This is a genomic window from Variovorax sp. OK212, from assembly GCF_900112425.1.
Lineage (GTDB): Bacteria > Pseudomonadota > Gammaproteobacteria > Burkholderiales > Burkholderiaceae_C > Variovorax.
The window spans coordinates 61,487-67,925 of the sequence record NZ_FOLP01000032.1 but is presented as its reverse complement, the minus strand read 5'-3'; the positions used below and the strand labels follow the sequence as shown (position 1 = coordinate 67,925).

At 64.4% G+C, this 6,439-nt stretch carries 6 protein-coding genes; 1 reads left to right on the top strand and 5 read right to left on the bottom strand.

Features of this window, described 5'->3' with window-relative positions; translation table 11 throughout:
- Positions 1-142: 142 nt before the first annotated feature.
- From BM004_RS38395 to hppD, 5 genes are all read right to left on the bottom strand, one after another.
- Positions 143-1,075 (bottom strand): MBL fold metallo-hydrolase, encoded by a 933-nt coding sequence (locus BM004_RS38395; RefSeq protein ID WP_093221838.1) that lies wholly within the window; start codon positions 1,073-1,075, stop codon positions 143-145.
- Positions 1,076-2,770, bottom strand: a complete 1,695-nt coding sequence (locus tag BM004_RS38390) for an AMP-binding protein (protein ID WP_093221836.1) — start codon at positions 2,768-2,770, stop codon at positions 1,076-1,078.
- Positions 2,771-2,909: 139 nt separating this feature from the next.
- On the bottom strand, positions 2,910-3,785 hold the full coding sequence (gene phhA / locus BM004_RS38385; protein WP_093221833.1) for a phenylalanine 4-monooxygenase: 876 nt from the start codon (positions 3,783-3,785) through the stop codon (positions 2,910-2,912).
- A gap of 19 nt (positions 3,786-3,804) precedes the next feature.
- On the bottom strand, positions 3,805-4,626 hold the full coding sequence (locus tag BM004_RS38380; protein ID WP_093221830.1) for a transporter substrate-binding domain-containing protein: 822 nt from the start codon (positions 4,624-4,626) through the stop codon (positions 3,805-3,807).
- A 37-nt stretch (positions 4,627-4,663) separates the two neighbouring features.
- The gene (gene hppD, locus BM004_RS38375) at positions 4,664-5,791 is read right to left on the bottom strand and encodes a 4-hydroxyphenylpyruvate dioxygenase (protein WP_093130590.1); all 1,128 of its coding nucleotides are present in this window, start codon (positions 5,789-5,791) and stop codon (positions 4,664-4,666) included.
- Positions 5,792-5,942: 151 nt separating this feature from the next.
- On the opposite strand from hppD, the gene BM004_RS38370 reads away from it, so the two are divergent.
- Positions 5,943-6,416: an Lrp/AsnC family transcriptional regulator gene (locus tag BM004_RS38370; protein WP_093130589.1), complete on the top strand. Its 474-nt coding sequence runs from the start codon at positions 5,943-5,945 to the stop codon at positions 6,414-6,416.
- Positions 6,417-6,439 lie beyond the last annotated feature (23 nt).

Here is a 6,439-nt window from a genome sequence, read left to right as displayed (position 1 = left end):
TGATAGTGCGGGTTCCCGTGTGAAAGTAGGTCATCGTCAGGCTCTTACAGCCCAGAAAACCCCAGTCAACATTGACTGGGGTTTTTTGCTTTGCGGGTACGGAATTGGCTTGCAGATATCCATTGCTCGTTCGACGAGCAATTCAGGTATTGCGAATATGCGATCCGTCCATTTCGGCAGCGCCCACAGCCACAAGCTCCCCCAGGATGTCGCCTGTCAGTAGATCCAACTGGATATCACCGAAGAAGCGCACCCGGATGTTCTCGAGATAGGGTGTGCGCCGCAGCCAGCCGTTCCATTCGTCGCGACTGATCGACTGCATTTCAAGCAGCTTGAACTTCATCAGCACCTTGATCGCGTGACGTGCGTGCTTCACTGGATCGCGGCGAAGTCCGTCCAGCCGGCGGCGCGCGACAGACAGCGCTTTGCCGACCTCATCGAAGACCGCTCCGTGACCTGGTATCACCTGCAGCGGTGAAAGCCGCTCGATCAAATCCAGCGTCGCAGCCATGTCTCCGAAAGACGGTTCGCCGGCCAGCTCCGGAAATGCGATACCGAAGCCGTTCTCCCAAAGCGCGTCTGCTGAAATCAGCGTTCGCGACTCCGGCTCGAACAATATGACGGAGTGCGGATCGTGCCCCGGCGCCGCATGCACTTGCCATGACCGGTCGCCAAGCATGCATTCCGTCCCGGGCCGCAACAAACCCGTCGGATAAAAGCGCGGACAGGTCTGCCCGGTCGCCGCAAAGCTGAGTCCCTCTTCGTCCCAGCGCTCGACAAGCGCCGCGTCTCCCGGCGGAATGTCGATGCGAACGTCGGGATACCGCGCCTGCAGCGCCGCATTCCCTCCGCAGTGATCGCTGTGAAGATGCGTATTCAGAACACGATCGAGCGGCCGCGCCCCCAATACCGACGCCACGAGCGCCAGCGTCTGATCGGCGTGCGTCGCATAACCCGTGTCTACAACCGCAGTCTCATCCGCCCCGACGAACAGGACATTGTTCGAAGACAACCACCCGCGCTCGAAAACCACCACATTCGCCGGCAGCCCGGCGCTCGCTGACGCCTGGCTCATTCAGGCGTTCGCGCTCGTGCGGAGTTCGCGCCGCAGGATCTTCCCGACGTTCGTCTTCGGCAGCGAATCGCGAAACTCGATGTGCCTCGGCCGCTTGTAGCCCGTGAGTTGCGAGTGGCAGTACTGCAGCACGGCATCCTCGGTCAGCGCCGGATCCCGGCGCACCACGAACACCTTGATGGCCTCGCCCTGCTTCTCGTCCGGCACGCCCACGGCCGCGCATTCCACCACGCCAGGGCACAACGAAATCACGTTCTCGAGCTCGTTCGGGAATACGTTGAAGCCGCTCACCAGTATCATGTCCTTCTTGCGATCGACGATGCGGCTGTAGCCATCTTCCTGCATCACGGCGATATCGCCCGTCCGCATGAAGCCATCTGCAGTGAACGCCGCAGCCGTCTCGGCGGGCTGGTTGTAATAGCCGGTCATCACGTTCGGCCCCTTGATGCAGAGCTCCCCCGATTGGCCGACGGGCAGCGAGTTGCCATCGTCGTCCTTGACCGCGATCTCGATGCTCGGCAGCGGCAGCCCGATGGTGCCGGTGAACTCGGTGTTCGACACCGGGTTGTTGGTGCCGATCGCGCAGGTCTCGCTCATGCCCCAGCCCTCGATCATCGGGCAGCCCGTGGCCTCGAACCACTTGCGCGCCGTGCCTTCGGAAGCCGCCATACCGCCCGCCTGCGAGACGAACAGCGTCGAGAAATCGATGGTCTTGAACTCCGGATGCATCAGCAGCGCATTGAACAGCGTGTTCACTGCCGGCAGCATGTGGAAGGGCCGCTTCTTCAGCACTCCGATGAACTTGTTGAAGTCCCGCGGGTTCGGAATCAGCGTCATGTGCGAGCCCTGGCGGATCACCAGCAGGCACAGCGTCAGCGCGAAGATGTGATACAGCGGCAGCGCGGCGATGCTGTTGACCTTGGCCAGGTCGCCGGCGCGAGACAGCGCCGGCGTGAACCAGGCCTCGGCCTGCAGCGTTGCCGCGACGATGTTGCGATGGGTCAGCACCGCGCCTTTGGACAGGCCGGTCGTGCCGCCCGTGTACTGCAGGAAGGCGATCGAATCGAGCGTGCTGCTGTCGGCACCGAGCGTGCGGCCGCGGCCTTCGGAAATCGCTTGCGTGAACGCCGTCACCGAGCGCCCCTCGTCCAGCGGCAGCTTGTACGCCGGCACCATCTTCGCCAGGTGCCGCACGGCCGTGGTGATCCAGGCGCCGTACAGGCCGCCCAGCAGGTCGCCCATCGACGTCACGACCACGTGCTTCACGGGCGTGCGCTCGATCACCTTCTCGAGCGTCGATGCAAAGTTTTCAAGAATGACGATGGCCGTCGCGCCGGAGTCCTTGAGCTGGTGCTCGAGCTCGCGCGCCGTGTACAGCGGGTTGACGTTCACGCAGGTGAACCCCGCGCGCAGCACGCCGCACATCGTCACCGCGAACTGGGGAATGTTGGGCAGCATGATCGCCACGCGCGCGCCCGGTTCGAGCCCGCGCGACTGCAGCCACGCACCCAGCGCCGTCGACAGCGTGTCGAGCTCGCGGTAGGACATCCAGCGCTCCATGCACACCGAGAACGGCCGGTCGCCATAGCGGCCGAATGCCTCGTCGAACATGTGGGGCAACGAACGGTACTGCTCTGGATGAATCTCGTGCGGTACGCCGGCCGGATAGTTGGATTGCGCGGATGTTGTCTGCATGCAAGCTCCTTTGGCGCGGATTGTGGAAGGCAGTGCGCCTTCGCCGCCAGCGGGCTTGTCCTAGGGAGCAGGTGCTGGCTGTCGCGCCCGCGATAGCCGCGGGGCGACCGTCAGGCGGCAAACAGCCGCCGCGAAGCCGTCAGGCCTTGCCGGACTCGCCCGGCAGCAGCATGCCGGCCTCGATGTCGGTCGCAACCTGGAGCGATTCGTACAGCGGCGCGAAGTCGGGCTCGGTGAGGTCGAACAGCTGCGCAAAGCTGTCGATCACGAAGTAGTTGGCCTGGTAGGTGTCGATCTTGTAGCGCGTGCGCATGGCGCGCAGCAGGTCCAGCGGCAGCCGGCGCGGCTCGTCGCTGAGCACCGCGTGCTTCAGCTCGCCGACCGAGCTCAAAATGCCGGCGCCATAGGCGCGCAGGCCGTCCGGCTGGCGGATCAGGCCGAACTCCACCGTGTACCAGTAGAGCCGCGCCAGCTTCTCGCCGGCGCCCAGCTCGTGCGCCTTGATGCCGCCCGCGCCGTAGCGCTGCACGTAGTCGGCGAAGGTCGGGTCGAACAGCATCGGCACATGGCCGAACAGGTCGTGGAACACGTCGGGCTCGACGATGTAGTCGAACTCCTCGGGCTTGCGGATCCAGTCGGTCACCGGGAACTTGCGGTTCGCCAGCAGCGTGAAGAAGGGCAGCTCGGGAATCAGCCCCGGCACCGCCACGATCTCCCAGCCGGTGGCGCGATGCAGCCGCTCGTTGAGCTCATCGAAGCGCGGAATGCGGTCCTTCACGCCGAGCGAAGGCAGGGCATCGATGAAGGCGTCGCACGCCAGGCCGGGCAGCTGCGCGGCCTGGCGCTCGTAGAGCCGCTTGTAGGTGTCGTGGTCGGCCGCCGTGTAGCTGGCCCAGTCCTGCGGGCAGGTGTAGTCGGCCGTCACCTTGCCGCCGCGCGAGTAGTCGCCCCGGGGCGGGCGGTCGGAAGCGCCGTAGACGGCGGGGGTGACAACAGCGGCGGCAGGGGTGTCCATGAGAAACGATCTTGAGGGGTTACTTGAGCCAGCGGTCCATCGTGCGCTGGAAGTCGCCGCCGGCCTGCTGCAGGTGCAGCCATTGGTCGACGTACGATTTGAAGGCCACGTCGTCGCGCGGCAGCATCCAGGCCATTTCGCCGTACTGCAGCGGCTTGTCGGGGTTGATCGCGCACAGGCCCGGCTTGAGCTTCTGCTGCGTGATGGCCTCGGCCGCTTCGGTCACGAACACGTCGGCGCGGTTGGCAAGGATCTCGTCGAAGATCGTCACGTTCTCGCCGTGCAGCGTGAGCCTGGCCTGCTTGAAATTGGTGCGGGCAAAGCGCTCGTTGCTGCCGCCCGGGTTGAAGATGACGCGCACCGACGGCTGGTCGATGGCTGCCACGCTCTGGTACTTGGCCACGTCCGCGCAGCGCGCGATGGGCGTCTTGCCGTTGACCATGTAGGGCGCGCTGAAGAAGGCGCGCTTCTGGCGGTCGGTGGTGACCGACACACCGCCCACGGCCATGTCGCATTTGCCAGCGGCCAGGTCGGGCAGCAGGTTGGCCCAGGTGGTCTTGATCCACTGCGGCTTGGCGCCCAGGCTGGCGCTGAAGCCCGTCATCAGGTCGACGTCGATGCCCTCGAAGGCGCCATCGGTCTTCTGGAAGCTGAAGGGCTTGTAGTCGCCCGGCGTGCAGATGCGAAGCACCGCGGTCTTCTGCACCTCGTCGAGGTGCGAGCCGGCCACCAGCGGCATGGCCGCCGGGGCCGGCGCTGAAGGCGACATCGCGCAGCCGGACAGAACGGCGGCCGTGGCCGCAATGGAAGTCAGACCGATCGAAAACTTGCAGCTGCGCATGCCGGGCTCCTTGTGCAAAAAATAAGGGAAGGAGCCCTTATTTTGCGGCGCTGAGCACGCCGCGGCGCATCTGGTCGAGCTCGATGCTCTCGAACAGCGCCTTGAAGTTGCCGTTGCCGAAGCCGTCGTCGCCCTTGCGCTGGATGAACTCGAAGAAGATCGGGCCGAGCTGGTTCTCGCTGAAGATCTGCAGCAGCAGCGCGTCCTTCTTGCCGTCGATCAGGATCTGGCGCTTCTTCAGATCGGCCACGCTTTCGCCGTGTTCCGGAATGCGCTTGTCCACCAGTTCGTAGTACGTGTCGATGGTGTCCAGCAGCGTGACGCCCTTGGCGCGCAACTCGTCGACCGTCTTGTAGAGGTCGTCCGAGCCCATCGCGATGTGCTGGATGCCCTCGCCCTTGTACATGTCCAGGTACTCCTGGATCTGGCCGGCCTGTTCCTTGCCCTCTTCGTTGATCGGGATGCGGATCTTGCCGCAGGGGCTGGTCATGGCCTTGCTCTTCACGCCCGTGACCTGCCCTTCGATGTCGAAGTACTTGATCTCGCGGAAGTTGAAGAGCTTCTCGTAGAAGCCGGCCCAGACGTTCATGCGGCCGCGGTAGACGTTGTGCGTCAGGTGGTCGATGTAGGTCAGGCCGTTGCCGAAGGGCGAAAGCGCCTGTTCCGGCGCCACGCCGGGCAGGGCCTCGAAGTCGACGTCGTAGAAGCCGATGTTGCCGATGTCGCCGGGCTTTGCGCCGTTCTTGCCGGGCCAGCGGTCCACCAGGTAGATCAGGCTGTCGCCGATGCCCTTGATGGCGGGGATGTTCAGTTCGCCGGGGCCGGCCTTGTCGGCAAAGCCCCACGCGCCCAGCGCCGTGGCGCGCTCGTACGCCTGCTTGGCGTCCTGCACGCGAAAGGCGATGGCACACACGCTGGGGCCGTGCTCGCGCGCGAATTTCTGCGCGAAGGAGTCGGGCTCCGCATTCAGGATGAAGTTGATCGTGCCCTGGCGGTACAGCAGCACGTTCTTGTGGCGGTGCTTGGCCACGGCGGTGAAGCCCATGCGTTCGAAGACCTTGCCCATGGCGACCGGATCGGGTGCCGCGTATTCGATGAATTCGAAGCCGTCGGTGCCCATGGGGTTGTCCCAGGGCGTGAAGGCGGGTGCGTCGGCTTGGCTCATGTGCAGTCTCCGAAGAAAAGTAAGGTGGGGATTTCGAAAAATAAGCCGCAAGGCGGCCGGTCATGCAATGTAGGCCGGATGGCTCTCAGGTTTTCTGCGTTTCCGGGCGCTCCCGATGGCTCTCACGCAGTAAAACTGCAAGAATGGCGTAATGGAAGCATTGGACAAGATTGATAGGCTCATTCTGCGCACGCTGCAAGCAGACGGACGCGCAACCTACGACCAGATCGCCGAACAGGTGAGCCTGTCGCCCAGCGCAGTGCTGCGCCGGGTCAAGCGGCTGGAAGAGCACAAGATCATCGACCGCTACGTGGCGCTGGTGAAGCCGGAAGCCATCGGCCTGGGGCTGACCGCGTACCTCAACGTGCGGCTCGAAAAGCACACCGAGACCCACAAGCGCAACCCCATGGACCTGTTCCGCGCCAGCGTGCAGACCTGGCCCGAGGTGGTCGAATGCGCGGCGCTGACCGGTGACATGGACTACCTGCTGCGCGTGGTGGTGGCCGACATGGCCCACTACAGCCGCTTCATCATGGACACCCTGCTGAAGCACCCCAGCGTGGAAGACTGCAAGACCAGCTTCGTGCTCGACCGGGTCAAGGCGACCACCGCCGTTCCGGTTTAGCAACATCCGGTTGCGTGCGCGCC